This window comes from Domibacillus iocasae, assembly GCF_001750285.1.
GTDB lineage: Bacteria > Bacillota > Bacilli > Bacillales > Domibacillaceae > Domibacillus > Domibacillus iocasae.
The window spans coordinates 325,522-345,199 of sequence record NZ_MAMP01000020.1; the positions used below are offsets into that span (position 1 = coordinate 325,522).

Genomic DNA, 19,678 nt, shown 5'->3' on the forward strand with positions numbered 1-19,678 from the left:
GAAATGGGATTTTAATGAAAATTAAAATCACATTTCTTCTCTTTATAAATAGTAGGAGGTCATATTATGTCAAAAAGATATCAATTTCCAGAAAACTTTTTATGGGGCGGAGCAACAGCCGCTAATCAATTAGAAGGCGGGTACAAAGAAGGCGGCAAAGGGTTAAATACACCTGATGTGCTGCCTGGCGGGAAAGTCCGGTTAAACGTATTAAAAGATCCAGGATTTGATTTTGAATTAAATAACGAACTATATACATATCCCAACCACGAAGCCATTGATTTTTATCACCGTTATAAAGAAGATATTGCTTTATTTGCAGAAATGGGATTTAAATCCTTCCGCATGTCTATTTCATGGTCACGTATTTTCCCTAAAGGGGACGAAGCAACCCCAAATGAAGAAGGATTAGCTTTTTATGACCGTGTATTTGATGAACTTCTTAAGTACGGAATCGAGCCGGTTGTAACCATTTCCCACTATGAAATGCCGCTTCATCTTGTAAAAGAATATGGTGGTTGGAGAGACCGTCAAGTAGTTACGTTCTTTGAAAGATATGTGACCACCCTGTTCAACCGTTATAAAAACAAAGTGAAATATTGGATGACATTTAATGAAATTAATAGCAGTTTTCATATGCCAATTTTAGGCCTTGGTTTTGCCATTCAAAAAGAAGAAGATCATTATCAGCCAACTTTCCAGGCATATCACCACCAATTTGTTGCAAGCGCAAGAGCAGTTCAGCTATGCCATGAAATCATTCCGAATTCTCAAATCGGCTGTATGATTGTTTATCTCCCTACTTATTCTGTCGATTCCAATCCTGAAAATGTCTTGTATGCTTTTCAAGAAGAACAGTTGCTTAACTACTTCTGTGGGGATGTACAAGTTCGAGGTCAATACCCTTCTTTCATTAAGCGTTATTGGAAAGAACACGGAATTGAATTAGAAATCCAACCCGGAGACCTTGAATTATTAAAAGAACATACGGTTGATTATGTTTCTTTCAGCTATTATATGTCTCGTACAGAGAAAAAAGATAAGAATCCTGAAGAGGTTGGTGAAGGTAATATTCTTGGAGGTATAAAAAATCCATTCTTGAAAACAAGTGAATGGGGTTGGGAAATCGACCCCATTGGTCTTCGCATTTCATTAAATCAATTATATGACCGTTATCAAAAGCCGTTATTTGTAGTTGAAAATGGATTAGGTGCTTACGATAAAATTGAAGAAGATGGTTCTATTAATGATCACTACAGAATTGATTATTTGCGCGAACATATCAAAGCGATGGGCGAAGCAATTGAAGACGGTGTAGATTTAATGGGATACACTTCTTGGGGATGTATTGATTTGGTGAGTGCTTCTACTGGTGAAATGTCAAAACGTTATGGATATATTTATGTGGACAAACATGATGACGGAAGTGGAACATTAAACAGAATGAAGAAGAAAAGTTTTGATTGGTATCAAAAAGTTATTGAAACAAACGGAGAAAATTTATCTTAATTTTAAATAAATTAACAGGAATTGTTTTTATTGCAGTGGGTGTTAAATTACTAAAAACTAAAGCAGCAGAATAAAAAACGCCCTAAATCTTTAGGATTTGGGGCGTTTTCGCTATAACATAATTAGTTATGTTGCATTGAGAAAGTATTAATAGACCTACTTAAATTCTTTATAACTCAGCATCTTCGGCTTTGGACGTAAGAATTTGATATTTGTCTTCCTCGACTTTAATCAAAAAAACATTATCTTTTTCATTAACTGAGTAGATTTCGCTTTCTTCCTCAAAGGCGTTGGAACTCCATTCTTCTTCTGGACGGATATCCTTGTCTAATCGCTGCTTAACTTCTCCTACTTTTTCTTTCACAGTGAATTTGTTATCTGTTAAAAGATTCTGCCCAATATAATCCTTTCCATCGATAAAGACGATAGCTGCATAAGCTTCCTCACTACTATGGGAACAGCCAGCAATGAAAAATAAAGCACCTAAGACACTTGCAATCATTTTACTCATAACTATTCCCCTTCCTGAAAAAAGAACTTTATTGTTTTAATATCTTCATGAGAATTTGTTTTCCCGATTCTTCGTCCTCTATGATGATTAGCTCTGTGCCTTTAACAGAATAAATTTTAGAACCAGCCGGGAAGTAATTAGATTCTAATTCATTAGGCGTCTTACTTGGTTTCAACTTTCTTTGGATGGTTCCTATTTGCTGATCAATCCCATCAGTATCTTTAATTGCACCTTCATCACCTTCATAGATGTAACTCTCACCATTGACTTTTGCAAGTATAGCATAGCTGCCTTCATCACCATTTCCACCAGTTGTACTTCGATTACAGGCAGCTAACACAAACGCAGCCAACAGAATTAAAAATATTTTTCTCACCAAGAACACCTCCCATCCCCATAACATTAATATATATCCATTCATTCCCCTTCATAAATCATGAGTTATGACGCCGAACAGAAAAAGACCCCAGTCTTTAATGTATACAGATAATAGAGTCGTTTAATTTTGTATTAAAAAAGCTAGAGCCTTACTGCAAAATCATGTAACAAGGCTCTTTAAAGTTATTTAATTTGTATTAATTGAGAAGTGGATTTTTCAAAAATAAGATAATAAAGTTATTGAATAGTTGATTTAGATAAAAAATAATTTTTGATTATCCTTACATATAATCCGCACCTTACCCGGTCCCCATAGCCAAAACAAATAGTGACCAAAAAGAAAAAAATGACCCCACAGTGATACTCATAACTAGATACGCCCAGAACTTGTTCCTTACTAAGAATTTCTTTCCATCTAAAGAAGCAGTAGGCTAACACTGGTGTACCTAAATACATGAGCCAACTTGATACTGTTACGACAGCCAAATTCCTAAAACGCGATACATTATTTATGTTATCAGGTTGTTCTCTTAATTCATTCCCCCACATTGCAACGTTGATGTTTTTATGCCGCATTAATTTTTGTATAGCAAAAGCACTCATGCCGGACATAGCTAGCCGATGACAAAACGTGTGGCGGAATGTATGAGCGGACACTCGTACATCTTTAAAGTTCATTTTCTGACGAGATACCTAAAAATCAGTGCAAGTGCGTTTTCTGTTAGTTGTGTGTTATCTCTTTTAACAAAAACATACTCACTTACTTCTTCCCAATGCTGCTTACAAAAAGTTTAATAAGCGGATAGTTCTTTCGATAACTTTTCTTTGAGTAGAATGGTTTCTTTCCTTCTATTCTTGCCGAAGAAGGAAATACTGTGATTAATGAACTTAATGTCTGTCCATTGCAGGTTAATGATCTCTCCACGCCTAATTTCTGTCCCAAGTATAGTAATGATAATGGTGTAATCCCGATAAGCAAAATAACTCGTTTAATGCGTCTGTAGAAGTTCAAGATTTGCTCATCGTTAAAGACATCAATCTTCACGTCTTCTTTTTGCCTTTTCACCCGCTTTGCAGGGTTGTTTTTAATGACCTCGTACTCAACCATATAATTCAGAAAAGCTCGTATCCGTAAAAGCTTCGTATTAATTGTGCCTGCTTTATTTCCCCGCTCTTGGCACTCTGAAAGGTATTGACGGACATGACTATAAGAAATATCCTCTACATTTACCACTTCATTCTCAATACAGTAGCTTACAAATTCCCCAAGCATTGTTTTATAATTCCTAATGTTTGCTTTGACGTGTTCTTGAAACGTCTGTCATCCAAAAAGTCTTGATACGCAAATTTTAATAACAAAAAAGACTACCTCCTGTTTTTAGGAAGTAGTCTATACTTTAGAAAAAATTGATTTACGTGACCAGTTCTCATTTTGGGTGAAAAGCAGCCGTAACTGCTTTCCAAAATGAGATGGTAGATGATGTTTAAAACGTTGTGTTCAACGCTTTAAATTACATCATGCCGCCCATCATGCCGTCTATATAATAGGAATAAATACGTTTAAAAAATAGCTTTAAATCAATGTTTTTCGATTTTATTTTGAATCGTATTGAGTTGAAATGAAAAGCACTATGAGAAAAAGTATGAGTTTTTATTTTAATATACCCATTATCGTAAGTTGGATTATTACTCAAAAATTACTGAGGGCAAAGCAAATGGGACCGTCAATAATTTTGTGTAAATGACGAATCCCTTTTCTTGTAGACTGTCATTTAATCAGCGGTTTTAAACATGGCTGCGAGCTCCGCAATAGGCAGAACCCCCATTAATAATACTGTTCAATATAGCTATAAGCCTTATCGAATACTTCTTTATCCTTAATCTTGTACTTAATCCAGATGATGCTACGAAGCGCCTTCTTAACTTCATTCTTACCTGCGGTAGTTCTTTGCCAACCATCGAAGCGCACAATCTTTACAATATCGTCGATGTCATTTACGATGCGCTCAACAATGATAGGTGTTTTGTCATTCTTAATGCCATTGAAGAGCTCAGTAAGGACTGCTTTACCCCGGTCAATTTCTTTTTCAGGCACAACTTCCTTCTCTGCTTGCGCTGCCTCTCTCGCTAGTTCAAGCAGGAGCTTTAGGAACTCAATGCTAGTAAGTAGACCCTGTTCATGCCGGTCACGGAGTTCTTCGAGCTTCTTACCAAGTTTTACGAATTTAGGGTCATTTGTATGCTCACGAATTTTAGCAACCAGATCGATTTCCACCTTCATGGTTGTCTTCTTTACATTCTTCTGCCTACTGATAAACTCATCTATCAGATTTGCATCCAGCGTAAGGATATCAAGATCATCATGAACCTGTCCAACTTTAATGTTTGCATGAACAAGCTCCAATGTCTTAGCCCCAAGAGCTGTCCATACAAGTGCACCTCGGTTATCGGTCGGCTTTACAGACTCATGAACTTTACTGAGCCATACATAGTCAAATTTATATTTTTCGAGGATTGGATCAGGGGACAGTGCATCCCAAGCCCTATTTAGAACACGGTAATCTGCTGCGAACTCATCCTTATCTTTATTTGTAGGGATACACTCCTGTGCTGCAAGTAAGCCTTCCCAGCCTTCAACAGTACGGTCAACGCCCATAAAGTAGCTGAGACACTTTCTTAGAAGCGCAGGAATCTGTTTCTTGACTTCGTCGATGTTAGTGATAACTTTCTTCATACTGGCTTCATCGAAGTCCAAAGCCTTAGCAACGTTATCAAATATACCAATGTAATCAACGATAAGGCCGTGTGTCTTACCTTCATCATAGGTTCTGTTTGTACGGCAGATAGCTTGTAAAAGGTTATGGTCCTTCATCGGTTTATCCAAATACATCGTCTGAAGTATAGGAGCATCAAACCCCGTTAAAAGCTTTGCAGTTACAATAACCAACTTCAGAGGATTGCTCTGATCACGGAACTGATCGAGAACCTTTGCTTCCTCATCACGGCTGCGGCGATACTTTTTATAACGGTCTTCTTTATCGCTGTTTGTATCCATTACAATTGTGGTTGCTTCAGAAGGAAGTAGCTTATCCAGCTCTTCTTTATACTTGAGACAGCACTCGCGGTCATATACAACAATCTGACCTTTGTAGCCATTAGGCTCAATCTTTTCTTTGTAATGCTTTACGATATGCTCACAAACTTTGCGGATACGCTTCTGATCATACATAATGGCTTTCATATTTACGCGTTTGGAAAGCTCTGCACGGTCAGTATCTGAAAACGTTTCTGTAAGAGCGTCAAACTCAGTATCCAATTTATCCTTATCAACATGGAGGTCAACTGGAACCGGCTCGAAGTTAAGTGGTAGAGTTGCATTATCTCTAATGGAATCAGAGAAACTATATCGACTCAGATATCCGCTCTTATCTTCAGTTGCGCCAAAGGCACGGAATGTATTCTTGTCAATTCGGTTAATAGGCGTACCAGTAAGTCCAAAAAAGAATGCATTTGGTAGTGCTGCACGCATCTTTTCCCCGAGATCGCCCTCTTGTGTACGATGAGCCTCGTCGACCATAATGATTACGTTATCTCTAGGATTAAGAACGCCTTCAACATCGCCGAAGCGGAATATAGTCGTAATAGCAACCTTTCGAATGTCCTGCTTGAAAAAGTTTTCAACCTCTTCCTTCGTAGCAAGTGACACTAAGTTGGGAACATCTGAGGCATTGAAGGTTGCTGTAATCTGTGTCTCCAGATCAAGACGATCATCAACGATTACCACGGTTGGATTCTTAAGCTCAGGAATCATACGAAGCTTTTGTGCGGCAAATACCATCAACAACGACTTACCTGAGCCCTGAAAATGCCAGATAAGACCTTGCTTAGGATAGCCAGCAACAACGCGCTGCACGATAAGATTAGCTCCTTCATACTGCTGATAACGGCAGATGATCTTGTACTTGACATGTTTCTTGTCTGTTGCAAAAAGAGTAAAGAACTGGAAAATATCCATAATTTTCTCTGGCGTAATCATATCTCCTACGCTGACTTTAACATCGGCAAGACTACCTTCTGACTTATGGTCTGAAGTATGCCAAGGTCCCCACATATTGATAGGCATTCCTACAGAACCATAGCGATAGCCTTTACCTTCAGTGGCGAAGTTAAATACATTAGATACGAACATCTCTGGGATGCTCTTTTCGTAGGAAGCTATATCGCTGGCAGCGTCTAACCAGGTTATCGCTTTGCGTACCGGAGTCTTCAGCTCACCGATAGCAATCGGAAAACCATTGATTAGCAGAACGATGTCAAGTCGCTTTCCATCTTCTTTTTTAGGATAGACCCACTGGTTCGTGACGACATACTCGTTAAGCGTTAGATCTTCCTTTTTCATTGTGCCGAAAAAGCGTATTGGAATCATTCGACCATCTTTACCGAAGGGATAGGAATTTTCCTCAAACACCATCTTCTTAAAGAGCTCATTCTGGGTGATAAGGTTACCTGGCTGCACCGACAGAATGATTGTGCGCAGTTTATATATGACCTCATCCGCACGGGACGGTTCTTCTGCAATTTCTGGGTTCAGGCGGATAAGAGCATCTTTGACCATAGGCACTACCATGACATCAGAGTAAGTTCGAGGTAGATCTTCTGCAGAGATGTAGTTCCAGCCATTACCCTTAAGAGTTGAGATTACCATTTGCTCTATTGTATTATCTTCGTTGAACATAAACGTTTCCTCCCATCATTAAGTTTTTTATATCCGTGTCGGACAGTATCTTTGTATTGGCCAGGCAGAAAGTGTAATTATACCTATCTCATCCGGCGTAATCCGTGCGAGAGCGATATCTTCTTTTTTCGTGAGCTCGCCGAAGATTATGCCAGTTATAAAAAGTGCAAGTGGACGTACAGCCTATTTAACCTAGGTTTTCAGAAATTATCTTCCTATAGGTAGCCGTTAACTCTGCAAGTACTTGTTCCAGTTCAAATTTTGATTTATTACTCTGTTGTACAAAGGCTGCAAACTTATTTTGCAATTCTATCGGCGGCAGTGAAATTGGGTATTCTGACAGAAAGCTAATTGGTACTCGCAACTGCCCACCGGTCCCTGTCATGACCTTTCTGGCATTTTTTCTAAATGACTCGAACATCGTGATTATGTAGAGCCAGTATGGATTTGAGACTCCGTCCAATGGACGTAGCACATGAAATTCTGTTGAGCCTGTGCCAATTCCACTGCTTAACCCTTTAGCAATTGCGCCTTTCCCGTTTTCCATGCACGGAGTAATCTTTGCGAATAAGACATCATTTTCAGCAAAGTAAGTGTAACCTTTCTTTACTTCGCCATAGCTCTTTACAATCGTTGTGTCTATCTGTCCATTCGCGGAGACGGAAGGCATAGCTACAAATGAAACCAATGTATTATCATCAATATCGCGCGGACGCTTTGGATTCAATTCACAGCATTGTCCAAGTGTGGTCAATCCCCATCCTTTTTGATTTTGCTCGAGTTCCCCAAACATCTCGATAAATTGCGACTTTACCAGCTCATCCGTTTTCTGCAGTAACTTCTGATAGGATTTCTTAGTGGCATCTATAGACCACAGCACCTTAGCTAACTCGCGCTGTTTATCCATTTCGGGAAGTTCAAATTCAAGCCTTTTAAGATCTCTCCAGTTTATCGTTGGAGAAAGTGACCCGACCGAAATCTTTATGGCGGCATCAAGGAAGTAGTCAGAGCTAACAAATAAAGGAAAAAAGTTTTTGTCTATTACTTCTTCTTTAGGTCTGAGTACCATTCCATGCGCTGAGAATATACCATCAAATGGGGCAATTGCGACTTTTTTCTGATAGGCCCGGCGTTTACCAAATAAAACATCACCTTCCTTCATAATAAGTTTCTCCCCAATAGGGGCAACATCAGTGCCGTATCGCGTAACTTCCAAGCTGCCAGGATCTAGATGTTCAAGTCCTAAGTATGTGTATTTATCTTCTTGAATTGGCTTTTTCTTTTTTGTACTATTGAAAACAATCTGTTCAAATTGATACTTACTCATCTACTTTATCCTCCTCTCCAACCATTGAATTTAATTTTGCATAGCTAAGCTTCATCATTTCAGAAATGGCTCTCCAGTCCTCGTAATGTTCTTGTAAAGAACGCTGATCGCCTTTTCCATCTTGTGGAGAATGTTTGATGTAAAGGGGAATGCTGAGAGAGAAATTATTATCCTCGATGTCCTTAATTGTAACGACCTTTGTGAAATCTAGCACAGTTTCATATTTGTCGTAAGTTGACGCGATTTTCTGGATATGGCTATCTTCCAAATAGCTCTGAGCATTCTTTCGCTCCACTTCGTCAATAGCGTTTATGAAAAGGACCTGTCCGCGTCGATCTGGACGTTTGTTCGTTCGACAAATTATTATGCAGGCCTCCATTGGAGAGTTGTAGAACAGGTTTGGCCCTAGTCCTATCACACATTCGAGCATATCACTGCGAACCAATTTTTCACGCATCTTGCTTTCCTCGTTACGGAACAGTACTCCATGCGGGAAAAGAATTGCACAACGTCCGGTGTCCTTTTTCAAGCTCATTAAGATGTGTTGCAGGAAAGCATAGTCGGCACGTCCTTGGGGTGGTATACCCAAGAAGTTGCGTCCATATTTATCGCTTGCAAAAGCTCCTCTATCCCACTGACTAATTGAATATGGAGGATTGGCAAGAACCATATCGAATTTTTTGATATTACCATTTTCGACAAAAGCTGGAGATTTTAGCGTATCACCATTCATAATATTAAAGTCTTTCACACCATGAAGAAATAAATTCATCTTACCGATAGCAGAGGTTAGGGCGTTGATTTCCTGACCGTAAAGAGCAACGTTGCGCCACTCTTTTTTCTGCTTCTGTAGGTACGCAATAGCAGAGATTAGCATGCCTGCACTGCCGCTTGTCGGATCATAGATTGACTCGCCCGATTCTGGCTTGAGCATCTCTGTCATTAGATGAACTACGGTACGATTCGTATAAAATTCCTGAGCTGTGTGCCCGCTGTCGTCAGCAAACTTCTTGATCAGGTATTCATATCCTTGGCCAAGTTCGTCCTCAGGACAGTTTTCGATAGACAATGTCTTAGTACTAAGATGCTCGATGAGTTCTTTCAGCAGGCGATCGGGTAAACGGTTCTTGTTTGTCCAGGCACCATCACCAAAAACACCTTGTAATTTATCTGAATTTGCATTTTCTATCTTACGGAATGCGTCTACAATGGCAACACCTACATTTTCCGAAACCGAACGAACATCATTCCAGTGGGCACCTTTGGGCACCTGAAAGCGGTGATTTTCTTCAAATTCCAGAGCTTCTTCGTCACCATATTCCTCTATAATTCGCTGACACTCTTCATCATAAACGTCACTGATCCGTTTGAAGAACAGTAGCGGAAAAACGTATTGCTTATAGGCCCCGGCATCTATATTGGTACGGAGAAGAACAGCAGAGCTCCATAGATAGGACTGCAGTTCTTCGATGGTTATGCGTTTACTCATTGCCGTACCCTCCTTCAATGAGAAGATTTCTCATTTTCTTTTCAGTCTCTAGCATTTCATCAAAGGCCTCGAAGTATTGTCTGCGTACTTCAGCTGGGGGGACGATTTCTTGTGCTTTCTTTTCGAGATAGTTGTTGATGGCTAAGTTATAGTCTTTTTTTCTCGCATCTGGGATAGTGATAACCTTCACTTTATCCATAACATTTTCATAGTCAGCGTAGAGCTTGTAGACCTTATTGATATCATCTTCCGTCATTATATTTTGTGCCCGCTGTGGAGTATAGATGTTGGAAGCATCGATCATGGAAATGCGACCTTTGTGCTCGCTCTTTTTATTGTTATTTAGAAGAAGAATACAAGCTGAGACACCCGTGGAGTAGAAGACACCACCTACCAATGTAATGACACATTCCAGCTTATCCGATTCAACGAGCTGCTTCCGCATTTCGCCTTCTTTGCCACCTCGGAATAGCACGCCCTGAGGTAGAACAACTGCGCATCGACCGGTCTTCTGATTCATAGACTTTACCATGTGCTGTAACCATGCATAGTCGGCATTTGAATCTGATGGACTCCCCCACATGTTTCTACCATATATATCTGAACTAAACTGTTCTGCACCCCAGCTCTTTAAGGAAAACGGCGGATTAGCAACGACACAGTCAAAAGTTTTTAACTTGCCGCCTTCATGATAATTAGGAGAGCGAAGAGTGTCTCCCTGTGTTACCGTGAAGTCTTTTGTACCATGTAAGAACAGGTTCATTCGGGCGATTGCGGAAGTAGATAAATTTTTCTCCTGACCATAGATGCGACCGTAGGTCAATTTATCACCTTTCATATAACTAATGGCTTCAATCAGCATGCCGCCTGTTCCGCAAGCGGGGTCATAAACCGTTTCCCCAATCTTGGGATCCATCAGCATGATAAGAAGTTTAACAATGGAACGCGGAGTATAGAACTCACCTGCGTTTTTCTTAGACATATCGGCAAACTTTTTAATTAGGAATTCGTAGCTATCGCCCATAACGTCTGCAGAGTAGTTTGTATTCCCCACTTTTATTTTGGACATATGCTCAATGAGGTTTTTAAGTCGCTCATCAGATAACTTCGTTTTATCAGTCCAGTTGGCATCATCGAAGCTACTGAACACACCACTTAATGTATCTGGATTTGCACGTTCAATTCCATTCATCGCTCTTACGATTGCGACACCTACATTTTCGCTTGCCTCACGGACATTCTGCCAGTGACATCCTTCAGGAATATCGAAGCTGTGGTTTTCCGGAAAACTGGCATATTCTTCATCGCCTCCAGAGCGCTCAAGGGCATCTTTGATTTCTTCATCATACACATCACTAATTCTCTTAAAAAAAAGAATTGGCGTTACATAGCTCTTAAATTCATCCTGATTTATAGGACCACGCAGAATGTTGCAAGCCTCAAAAAGGTGGGCAAATAGTTTTTGGCTCGTTGTCTCTTCATTTGTAGGAATTGAATCCTTTAATTCTTTATCGGCTGTTTCTACAGAGGACTGTATCATAGCGTTTCGATCTCCTCTGTCAACTTTAGTTTCTTTACATCTTTCGATCCCAATACTAACATCGGCATTTAATTTTTCCATCTTGGATGGATACTTGTTTTCAAACTCTACAAGTATCTTAAGCAGTCGCTCATCAAGGAAGGTCAAAGCATGCTTTCTAATTTCTGTGGGTATCCCGTAGTAAGCTTCTGCGATACCCCCTGTAATGGCAGCGAGGGTATCACTGTCACCGCCAATTGATATTGCATTACGGATTGCATCTTCATAATTCAGTGACTCGAAGAACGATTCCAACGCTTGAGGCACTGTATCTTGACAACTTTCGCTAAATTCATAGCTATTACGGATTCCATCAAGCGTAAAGTTCAGTGGGTAATAGTTTTTTGTTATATGGTCCCGAATCTCAAGTAGATTCTTTCCAGTGCGAGCGAGGAAGATAGCAACTGCTGTTGCTTCTGCACCTTTTAAACCTTCGGGATGATTGTGTGTTACTTCTGTCACTGCTTTAGATAGCTGTTTAACTTCTTCCAGACTGGTGGCCACGAAGCCACATGCGCTGATACGCATTGCCGCGCCATTTCCGTAGCTTCCATAAGGCTCTGGATTATCAGAATGTATCCATTCTCTAAATCGCCCACCATATCCACAATTCGGATAGTGCGTTCCGATACCTTGCATATACTTCACAGCATTTTCAGACAGGTCACTGTAATCTGCTTTGCTTTCCAAAAGAGCTTTAGCTATTGCCAAAGACATGATGGAATCATCTGTAACACTGCATTTATAAGTCAGGAAGTCAAACTGTTTGCTCCTATTATTATTCCATTCGAAACGAGAACCGACGATGTCCCCGATAATAGCTCCTAACATAGTGACACCTCCAATTAAAATTCTCGTAGTTTATCTACGACCTCATTCCAGCGCTTTTCAGCAGCTGCGATGGTTTCCTTATAGATTGTCAACTCTTTTGTGTATTCATCAGACTTCTTTTGCTGTTCTTCAATAGAAGGAAGAGGTATTTCTAAAGCATTCAAGTCTTTGTAGCTGATGTTAATTATTGTACTTCCTTGTTGCACACCACTTATCATCTTTTCGCCAAGCGGGCTATCTAGAAACAGTTTTAAAAAAGTGCTGCTTAGCATTTTAGTTTCCGGACGAATTACAATGATATTTGATGAAGCGATGCAAGGATAACTCTTCTCATGAAAGATGGCAGTCCTGATTGCTGTACCTCTTGCAGGTATGAGCACATCGCCTTCTTTAAGCAAGTAATTTGTAATCTTACGCTCCTCTTCATCAAAGTGATCAAGGCTATCATAATCGATGTCGTATTCTCTTATATTCGAGATGTTTACAACACCAATGCTTCCGTTTGGATCTTTCTTTGATACTGATTTTCCACGGAAAATTTCTGCAACATCTCCCATTGCCATTTTACGAACAGACGACTCTTGGAATTTGAGCCACTCTTCATCTTGCTGTGAGAAGATTTTGTTTATATTCCAGTCACCAAGTTCCTCAAGCTCATCCGACATTACAAAAGTCTCTTCTTCTATAACAAGTTCGTCAGCTGTATCACGTCTATTTTTACGATTTACAGCTTTGTAGCGACGAACTATTACATCATCATCACCCGGCTTAGTATTAACAACATCAATGAGGTAAGTTTTAATTCCCGTTCCTTCAAAGGTTCTCTCCGGAAGCTCAGCAATTTCCTTAACACGGTAAGTCTGCTGCACAAACCTCCTAAGCTCACCGTTCTTTCCCTGAGCATATGTGATTCTTGCTGGCATCGTGATTACAAGCTCGCCACCACCAGTAGTATGAAGAAGCAGGTTTTCAAGTGCTACAGCATCTTGATCTCTGCACATGAAGTTCTCATCATCTGCAAGGTTTCTTGTTCCAAAGCTAGGAACAGAGAATATAAGGTCATAGCGGTTGTTTGTAAAGCCATACTGGTATATGTTTACATTTAATATCTCTACATTCTCATATTTACCAAAAATCCTGTTAATTACATGAAGGCTGATTTTATTTTCAGTTGTGATGGTGAAGTTGCAACCAAGATGTTCATCAATAAGTCTCTTTAGGTTTGGGATGAATTTTTCACCTTCAGCAATAAGTACTGTATTCGAATCAAGCCTGAAGCGACTATTGTACTCATTAAACAGTGCGTTAGATACTGCTGAGTATCTAAATCCTCTGGAGCTCTCCGCCATCATGATCTCCCACTCAAAATCTCCCGTGAAATCACCGTAGGCTTTATATACTCTGACGAATTGTGCCTTGTCCTTAAACGGATTAACAATGTCGAGCCTATCAGCCACAGAGAGCATCGTCTCGTAGATCCGCTCTTCTGACACGTCTGATATTTCTTTGCTAAGACACTCTTCCTCAGTTTCAGCCACAAGAAGTGCAGCAGGGACGCAGGAGTCGATCCCCATATAACCTCTGAAAAGATTCATATATTCAAAGGTAGCTTTTTCGTTTTCGTTAACCATGATTTATACCTCCCAACGCTCAATAACATCTTTAACTATATTAAAAATAGCACACCAGAATCACATTGTAAATATCCATTCAATATTTTGGTATTCAAATACCAAAATATTTTACAAATATATTTTATTGATGATATATAGTCTCTATAGAAGGTTCTGCCACTCATGTGACAACAGCTCTCTAGTTTCAACCCCACAGCAAAACAGTAGTTCCCTTAACTTGTAACTCAAAAAGCAGTTCTCTAACCTCATCCCAACATTATCTTTAAATCCTACACTATAGACATTTAATTTAGTCTAATTTTTAGACTCTATATTCATCGCGAAATGAACCACTTAGTTAAAAACAAAAAGAGTGTCTAAAATTTTTAAATTTTAGACACCACTCTTATTCTCACTAATTTCTTTTTAAAGCATTACAACTCCGAATTAATACCGATCATAATCAAAATCCTGAGACTGTTGAGCTTCCCAAGCCATTTCTGCTAATATTTCATTCTGATGCGAAAGCATACCATCGACAGCGTCTAAAAAGGTGAATAGCTCATTAAAACATAATGATACATTAGAAATATCTAATTTCATTTTCTTTGCAAAATGCATATTCAAATTTTTGTCCACAGGGTACCTAAACCTACTTGATGAACTATCTATGTTGTGCAATTGCTCAATATAAATTCCTACATTAACAAGAACCTCTTGATCGTCAGAAGCACTCGAACGCGATTTAATATGATCTTTAATTGCATTCCAGAGTCTAACTATGCTGTGTTTCCCTTTTAATTTTTTTATCGCAGTTTTCAAATCTAGCTGACAGTCCTCCACTAAAATACGCTTCAAAGCCAGTTCTATTCCATTTCTATACAAATAACACATAGGGAGAAAAAGATGGTATCTTTTCTTGTCTTCAATTAAATTATATAGATAGTTTGCACAATCCATATAACCTTCAATATACGGATAAAAATTATTGCCTTTCCAAATAACACTTTGTTCTTCATAAACTCCATCACTTAAGAGAAATAACGGTTTGTACTCTATTTTAATATTTCGTTTTATTTTTCGGAAGATATCTAATAATATCTGATACGCAGTATTCATGTTTGTAACTAAAGCTTTCAAGTTTATATGAATTTGCTTTGTAAAGAATGCTTTCATATTAGTTGTAAATGGATATCGAAACATATCAGAATGTTCATCAAGATATGAAATATCCTCTAGATACTTGCTTAACCATTCATTTTCATCTTTGTTTGGAGCAAATTCCTTTTCTTCTATGTGTTTTTCAACCTCATGATAAGCCTGGCGCAAATCATGTCTGGCTTTCTCGATAAATTCCTTTTGCTTAGCTTTATCAGTTACATATTGAAAAACGATAGACTTTAATAAAAGTTCTATGCTTTGCCTATATAAATAGACGATACCGAAAATCCACATATCTTTTTTTCTGATTTCATTTGAACTTAAAGCATGTTCAGCTAATAAATTCGCTGATGATATAAACTTATTGGAATATGAAAAGAATTCTTCCTCAATTTTATCTGAATTCGTTATTTCTACCTGGATGTTTCCTTCTCCTATAAATTTAAAATCGACTTCTTTTCTTGGCCAACTAATATTATTTCCTCCTCTCATCCACGAACTAGTTCCAATCAAATTTCATCCCCTTGCACTTCTCGTTATTTTACGGATCAACAATAAATTTCTAATAATTGTTATTTTATCAGAAGTTTTCTTATCTTAATATATAGGAGGTGAATATAAATAATCCAAGTATCGGTTTCTAAACACTTGGATTATCAAAAAAGAATTTTTTGCATATTAAATGGATTCAATGATTTTAAAATTACTGACCTTCCACCTTTTTTCATAGTACTTCAACCAGAGCTTTATTTTGTTTATGGTCTTTGCTCTAGCACTTTCCATAACATACTCCTGCTCAAAACTCACTGTAGCTTGGGCAATATCGTTTCCTGATTTATTGTAAGTTGAATCTGTTATATTTACCAATGATACAACTTCCTTATCTTGTTCGTTAAACTCCCCTTCTAGATTTTCTCTCTGTTGCTGCACCAGCTTTTCCTTTGCTTCACCAATTGCCATTTCCAGTGCTGCTTCTCTCCCATTTTCATAGACACGCTGATCATAGGTGAATAGCCTTTCAATGAAATCAGCTGCGACTTTATTAATTTCCTGCTCATGATTGCTGTTCAATGCCTCAATTTGCTTGTTAGCCTCATTCAATTCTTGTTTTAATTCACTTACTTTATCTTTTTCTTGCTGCCACAGATCATAGAAAGCAAAGTCACCCACCAATGAAATCACCATCAAAGTGCTTAAGATGATTAAAAGATATCTCTTTTTCATAATGCCCCTCCTACAAAAGGTTTTGGGTCAATCTTCTTGCCATTAACGATGGTTTCAAAATGAAGGTGCATGCCTGTACTGGACCCTGTTGTGCCGCATAACCCAATTGATTGTCCTTGTTCAATCGGTTGTCCAACCTTCACTTGAATCTTCGAAAGGTGTGCGTACACAGTTACCAGACCACCGCCATGATCCACATAAACACGCTGTCCGTACCCAGCATTATGATTACTTGAATTTTGCCATCCTGCTCGTGTGACGGTACCTTTTTTTACCGACCGAATTGGTATGGGTGACTGATTACAGCTATAATCAATGCCTGCATGCAGCTTAGCAACGCCAGTTATCGGATGAATCCTTACTCCAAATGGCGAAGTAATCTTAGTATCTAATGGTTTAACAAATCCCATTGCATTCGGGTTTCCTATTCCCTCCGCACTTACTCCATATGTTGCACCTGTGTAATAGCACAGGACGTTGTCAACGTAATTTATATCTCCATATCTGCTCCATCCCATTTTTGCCGCCATCATATTAGAAAAGGATTGTGCTACTTCTTTTGAATAGCCACCCCGTACTTTTGCGTAGTCAATAAAACCTGTGCCAAAGTTGTATGACTGCAAAGCCAGCTTTACATCACCACCAGCTTTTTTAAGTACACCAGCGAAATACTTCACACCAACGTCAATAGACTGTTCTGGATCAGTAATCGTGTTTCTAGGCAGTCCGATCGATTCAGAAGACTGCATGACATCCGGCAGCCTTCCTCCTGATTCCTGCATCATTTTTGCAAGCAATAACTGAACATAATCGGAAACACCATACTGAGTTGCATATTTGGTCACTAACGGTTCATATCGCTTAACAAGTGCCGATACCTGGGCATCGCCGCCTGTTCCATCTCCTGTGTAGCCGTCTTCCTGTTGCTGTTCCTGTGCGCCAAAGAAAAACATGAACATGATCATAAAGATCGTAATCAGCAGAATGAGCAGCTTCTTCCAGTGTTGAACGGCAAGTATGGCCACTTTAATGTGCATGCTGCAACGTCACTTTCTGTCCATAAATCTTTTCGTATTTTTCTGGATGGATCAGCCTCATTTCTTCTGGTGTATGGTCCACTTTCATATGAACTCGGTTGTTCCCAACAACATAAACACCTTCACCCTGCCGGAACTTGCTGATAATAAGCTCTTCTTCTTCCGATAACTTAAGGATTTCATGGTTCTTTAAGTCGGCAATATCCTTCTCTTTTAATGGAAGGATTAGTTGCGAAATAGAGTTGCCGATAATAGCTTGTCCATAGTTTCGGTGTCCTTCTTGAGCTGATAAGAAATCGGCTATTTGCTGAGTGGCTACTGTCGCACCACCGCTATACTTCCGAATACGCTTATAAATTTGATATAGAAATTTCATGGCTCTTGGATTGTCCGGATCGGCAATCGTGTGGGCTTCATCGACATTCAGCCAGGTGAATTGTTCTTTCTTCTGCGTAATCTCATCCCATAAAAAGCTTAAAGCGTTGTACATCGCCGCTGCCTGAGAATCTGATTCTTCTTCAAGCTCTTTCAGGTTAAATGAAATAAAATCATTACTCAGGTCAACGTTGGTATGGCCGTTAAACATTCGGCTGTTCGATCCCTTCACATACATATAAAGAATTTCTCGAAAGTCCTGTAAATGAGAATACCGTTCCTTATTTTCAATTTCATTATACAAGTCTTCCAATATCGGAAAATCTGTTGCATTCAGTCTTCTAAAGTCTGTTACAAAGCCAATCCCCTTTTGCTCATACGTAGCAATAACCGCTTTTTCGAGTTGAGCCATCTCCACAATCTCCATGTTCTTTTTGATTAGCTTAAAGAAAATTTTTAAGCGCTGAATTTTTTGGAACAGTAACGGCAGCATTTCTGATTCATCTTGCTCGTCTGCTTCTAGATCAGTGGAATCCATTGACGCTTTAATTTCTAAAATGTTTACAACTGATTTAGACATTGGTGACATTTTGATCACCTGCCCGCCTACCTTTTCACACACCTTTGAAATTTCGCCCTCTGGATCGATTACAAACACGCGATCTCCTGTCATCCATTTTCGCAGCAGATCTTTTATTAAATAAAAAGTTTTCCCCATACCTGTCTGCCCTACAATAAATTCATTATGAGAAGCCAATGCTTTTTGATCGATCAATACTAGGCTGTCTGTTGTCAAATTGATTCCTTTGATGATTCCTCTGTTATGAAAGAGCTCTGATTCATCAAAAGGAAAAAGGCTGCTTGCTGCTTCCGTATCAAAATTACGATAAGTCATTTCTGGAATTGTATTAGACAACGTAGGTAGTATCGATTTGAACGCTTCAACCATATTCGTATCTGCTTGTGCAATTCGCAGTCCTCGTTTGAAGACATTTACTTTCAAGCGTTTAGTGGCTCTGCCCAGTTCGTCTAATGATGGTGCTTGAAGGTGAAGATACATATGAACATGAAAAATACTTTTATTATCGCCGCTCATTAGTTTTTCCAGCGTATCTTCAGCTGCTTTCAGTTTTTGTTCTAGCGCTAATTTACGTGCAGGCTTCATCTTTACAACCCTTTTGCCGTGTAGCTCTGTGTTCAACTCACTGATTGATCGTTCCGTTTGCTTAATATATTCGTCAGAAGGCTTCGGAATCAAATGAGTAGAAACCGTTAGATTGCCTTTAAAACGATACAGTTTCGAAAGAAAATTCCCTTTAGGCTGCCTAGGAAAATCAATGACTAAAAAGGTTCGTGCAAAGTTATCACCTAATCGAATATACGACATTTCTTCTTGAAAAACAGGTGCTGGAGCAATCATATCCTTCAATGTCATGGCCTGAGTTGGTTCAGTTATTTCTGGTTGTTTGAACATCTTCTTTCCCTCCCTGTATGATCTGTGAAATGGTTTCACTTTCAATAGGCCTGTTTTGCGCTTCGTTATAGTCAAACAGCGTATGAAGATAACGGATTAATTCAAGATCTGTTACCTCTTCAGCTGTAAGTTCCAACTCTAAAAGAGAGGTGACAATTTCATCTTTCTTCTCTTCCAGTTCCAGCATCGTTTCGTATCGGATCTCTGGCGTATCTTCCTTCATTTGCTCACAGAAAATGACGTAGCGCTGACGCTGCATAATGTCCTGACTGATTTCAATCTCTTTGGCGTACTCAATATAACTTTCCTGCAGCTGTCGTTTATACGGATTTTTGGTTAAAAAATGTGTCCTCTCCTGCTCTGTAATATAGCTTTTCAGATCAACTGGCATGGAGACATTCGTAAGCTGGACCGGGTATGTGAGGGTCATTAAAA

The 19,678-nt window shown here is 39.1% G+C and carries 15 protein-coding genes; 1 reads left to right on the forward strand and 14 read right to left on the reverse strand.

The window, feature by feature from the left end; genetic code table 11:
- Nucleotides 1-66 precede the first annotated feature (66 nt).
- A complete protein-coding gene (locus BA724_RS08585; protein WP_069938243.1) occupies nucleotides 67-1,509 on the forward strand; it encodes a glycoside hydrolase family 1 protein in 1,443 nt (480 codons plus the stop codon).
- Nucleotides 1,510-1,678: 169 nt separating this feature from the next.
- Here the strand turns inward: BA724_RS08585 and BA724_RS08590 are convergent, their stop codons facing one another.
- From BA724_RS08590 to BA724_RS08650, 14 genes are all read right to left on the reverse strand, one after another.
- Nucleotides 1,679-2,020 (reverse strand): hypothetical protein, encoded by a 342-nt coding sequence (locus tag BA724_RS08590; RefSeq protein WP_069938244.1) that lies wholly within the window; start codon nucleotides 2,018-2,020, stop codon nucleotides 1,679-1,681.
- Nucleotides 2,021-2,048: 28 nt separating this feature from the next.
- Entirely contained in the window at nucleotides 2,049-2,396 is a 348-nt protein-coding gene (locus BA724_RS08595) for a membrane lipoprotein lipid attachment site-containing protein (protein ID WP_069938245.1), read from the reverse strand.
- A gap of 239 nt (nucleotides 2,397-2,635) precedes the next feature.
- Nucleotides 2,636-3,076, reverse strand: coding sequence for a tyrosine-type recombinase/integrase (locus BA724_RS19035; RefSeq protein ID WP_281182003.1), 441 nt, complete (start codon nucleotides 3,074-3,076; stop codon nucleotides 2,636-2,638).
- Nucleotides 3,077-3,158: 82 nt separating this feature from the next.
- Nucleotides 3,159-3,671, reverse strand: coding sequence for a site-specific integrase (locus tag BA724_RS18845; RefSeq protein ID WP_069938246.1), 513 nt, complete (start codon nucleotides 3,669-3,671; stop codon nucleotides 3,159-3,161).
- Between the two features lie 552 nt (nucleotides 3,672-4,223).
- Nucleotides 4,224-7,133 carry a type I restriction endonuclease subunit R gene (locus BA724_RS08605; RefSeq protein WP_069938247.1) on the reverse strand — a complete coding sequence of 970 codons (2,910 nt, stop codon included), beginning with the start codon at nucleotides 7,131-7,133 and terminating at the stop codon, nucleotides 4,224-4,226.
- Nucleotides 7,134-7,320: 187 nt separating this feature from the next.
- On the reverse strand, nucleotides 7,321-8,460 hold the full coding sequence (locus BA724_RS08610) for a restriction endonuclease subunit S (RefSeq protein ID WP_069938248.1): 1,140 nt from the start codon (nucleotides 8,458-8,460) through the stop codon (nucleotides 7,321-7,323).
- Nucleotides 8,453-9,949 carry a type I restriction-modification system subunit M gene (locus tag BA724_RS08615; RefSeq protein WP_069938249.1) on the reverse strand — a complete coding sequence of 499 codons (1,497 nt, stop codon included), beginning with the start codon at nucleotides 9,947-9,949 and terminating at the stop codon, nucleotides 8,453-8,455. Before BA724_RS08615 ends, BA724_RS08610 begins: the two co-directional genes overlap by 8 nt.
- Nucleotides 9,942-12,359: an N-6 DNA methylase gene (locus BA724_RS17970; protein WP_083256146.1), complete on the reverse strand. Its 2,418-nt coding sequence runs from the start codon at nucleotides 12,357-12,359 to the stop codon at nucleotides 9,942-9,944. Before BA724_RS17970 ends, BA724_RS08615 begins: the two co-directional genes overlap by 8 nt.
- A 14-nt stretch (nucleotides 12,360-12,373) precedes the next feature.
- Nucleotides 12,374-13,990, reverse strand: coding sequence for a restriction endonuclease subunit S (locus tag BA724_RS08625; RefSeq protein WP_069938250.1), 1,617 nt, complete (start codon nucleotides 13,988-13,990; stop codon nucleotides 12,374-12,376).
- A gap of 429 nt (nucleotides 13,991-14,419) precedes the next feature.
- Nucleotides 14,420-15,646, reverse strand: a complete 1,227-nt coding sequence (locus BA724_RS08630) for a hypothetical protein (protein ID WP_069938251.1) — start codon at nucleotides 15,644-15,646, stop codon at nucleotides 14,420-14,422.
- Between the two features lie 165 nt (nucleotides 15,647-15,811).
- On the reverse strand, nucleotides 15,812-16,357 hold the full coding sequence (locus BA724_RS08635) for a hypothetical protein (RefSeq protein ID WP_069938252.1): 546 nt from the start codon (nucleotides 16,355-16,357) through the stop codon (nucleotides 15,812-15,814).
- Nucleotides 16,354-17,394, reverse strand: coding sequence for a lysozyme family protein (locus BA724_RS08640; RefSeq protein WP_069938253.1), 1,041 nt, complete (start codon nucleotides 17,392-17,394; stop codon nucleotides 16,354-16,356). The genes BA724_RS08635 and BA724_RS08640 overlap by 4 nt, the downstream gene beginning before the upstream one ends.
- Nucleotides 17,384-19,243 (reverse strand): VirB4 family type IV secretion system protein, encoded by a 1,860-nt coding sequence (locus BA724_RS08645; RefSeq protein WP_069938254.1) that lies wholly within the window; start codon nucleotides 19,241-19,243, stop codon nucleotides 17,384-17,386. Before BA724_RS08645 ends, BA724_RS08640 begins: the two co-directional genes overlap by 11 nt.
- The gene (locus BA724_RS08650) at nucleotides 19,218-19,673 is read right to left on the reverse strand and encodes a hypothetical protein (RefSeq protein WP_069938255.1); all 456 of its coding nucleotides are present in this window, start codon (nucleotides 19,671-19,673) and stop codon (nucleotides 19,218-19,220) included. The genes BA724_RS08645 and BA724_RS08650 overlap by 26 nt, the downstream gene beginning before the upstream one ends.
- Nucleotides 19,674-19,678 lie beyond the last annotated feature (5 nt).